Annotated in this window: 2 protein-coding genes; both read left to right on the top strand. The window is 72.1% G+C overall.

Annotated elements, in window-relative coordinates:
• Nucleotides 1–429: type VII secretion system-associated protein (locus ACFU99_RS41990; protein ID WP_384403613.1), on the top strand; the 429-nt coding region annotated here is incomplete at its 5' end.
• 73 nt (nt 430–502) lie between these two features.
• Nucleotides 503–1991: WXG100 family type VII secretion target (locus ACFU99_RS41985; RefSeq protein ID WP_384403610.1), on the top strand; the 1489-nt coding region annotated here is incomplete at its 3' end.

The raw sequence follows: 1991 nt of genomic DNA, 5'->3' as shown, positions 1-1991 counted from the left end.
GAGTCCGCCCGGTCGGCCCCGGACCAGTGGTTCGGCATGATCGACCCGGCCTGGTCCGGCGCGGGCGCCCCGCCAGTGTGGGCCATGGCCGGCGAGTGGCGTTCGGGCTCCCGGGGCGAGGTCGTCGAGTGGCGTGACAACGAGCAGTACCGCCCCTCGCTCGCCGCGCTCGGCTGGGCCGGTCCCAAGGACCCGGTGGACGCCGCGCTGCAACTGGCGGCGACCGGTTACTGCCGGGCCGACGCGGTGACGCGGCAGCCGGCGTCCGCGGAGGAGCCGGGGATGCTGCGGGAGGCGGTCGAGGCCGTCGGCGCGGTGAACGAGGAGGACGGCTGGCGGGGAGCGCTGGACGACATCCTGCCGGTCGTGCGGCCGGGGAGTCCGGCGGACGGCGGGACGCCGCAGGGTTCCGCGGAGGAGCTTTCCTGATCATGTCCGGTCCGGTCCTGACGCCCTCGGGGCTTGTGCCGTCGCGTGCCCTGTCGAGGGGAGGCGCGTCGGCGTGAGCATCATGATGCCGAGCGGGCTGAAGTGGGTCGCCGACCTCGCGGGCGGCGAGTGGCCCGAGGCCGACGAGGACAAGTGCTGGGAGCTCTCCCAGCGGCACAAGGACTACGCCGCGGACATGCGCAGTGCCGCGGTGTCGGCCAGGGAGGCGCTGGCGGACTTCAAGGCCGGTGTCACCGGTAGTACGGCGCAGCAGTTCGAGGCGTTTCTTGAGAAGATGGCCGCCAACTACGATCAGGTCGCGGACGCGGCGGACGAACTGGCTGACAACCTGGACGAGTTCGCGCTGAACGTGCAGTACTCCAAGATGATGATCTTGGCGATGCTGGGGTGGATGGCGGCCGAGATCGCCTTCTTCGCCTGGTGGGCCCCGGAGGCACTGCCGGAGATCTACGCCCAGGGCCGGCTGGCGATCGGCATGATCCTGCGCCGTCTGTTGATGGCGACCGGGGTCAACGCGGCGGTTGGTGCGGGACTGTCGCTGGGAATCCAGGGCATCCAGTTCGCTCTGCACCGGCGCCATACGCTGGACTGGAAGGAAGTCGGCATCGCCACGGGGGCCGGCGCGATCAGCGGTGCGATCACGGGTGGTCTCTTCGCCGGGGCTGGTCTGAGCAAGATCGGGCAGAAGGTCATCAGCACCCTGCTGGGCAAGATGCTCCTGGGCGGCGCCGGCGGTGCGGCGTCCATGGCGGCCACCAACGCGGCGTTCGACATGGACGGTTCGCCCGCGCTGGGTTTCCTGGCGGGTGCGGTGGGCGGCGCGATCGGCCACATCCCGACGGCTAAGGCCAACTTCAACGCCAAGTACGGCGGCTTCCGTTCGTACTTCGGCAACTTCAGGAACCCCCCGGCGCTCGACCTGCCCGATCTGGGGGCCGGGGCGAGCAAGGGCGGATTCAAGGACATCGGGTTGGTCAACCGCGGTCCGAGGATCCGCAACGGTTACTGGGAGCTGGGCAGCGACGACGGGTCGGTGCGCGATGGCGGGTCGGTGCGCGATGGCGGATCCCTGCGTGACGGCGGGTCGGTGCGTGACGGCCGATCGGAGCCGCCCGGGGGGGCCGGTCGTCCGTACAGCTCGTCGGGGCTCTCCGGCGACAGCCGGACTCCCGTGCCGGGCCGGAACGGCGGCGCGGTCGACGGCCTCTCCGTGGACGCGCCCACCTCGTCGCGCGGTTCCGGGTACAGCCCGTCGGCGTTCTCCGGTGACAGCCGGACGCCGCTGCTGCGGGGCACCGGGGACGGCTTCTCCGCTGAGGCGCCCACCTCGTCGCACGGTACGAGCTCGGAGTCGCCTTCCGGTCCGGGCACATCGGTCGGTTACCCGGCGACCAGGAACGGGTCTTCCTCGACGTCGAGCGGCTCTTCCTCGGGTGGCCAGGGCGGCCAGGGGGGCCACGGGGGGCCGGGGGGCCGGCGGGGCGCCGGGGGGCGCGAGGACGCCGCGAGCGAGTCGGGCGTCTCGGCCCTTTCGGGCAGCA

The organism is Streptomyces sp. NPDC057654 (assembly GCF_042800135.1).
Classification (GTDB): domain Bacteria; phylum Actinomycetota; class Actinomycetes; order Streptomycetales; family Streptomycetaceae; genus Streptomyces.
Note: the sequence above shows the minus strand (reverse complement) of the source record. Positions and strands in the feature narration are given on the sequence as shown.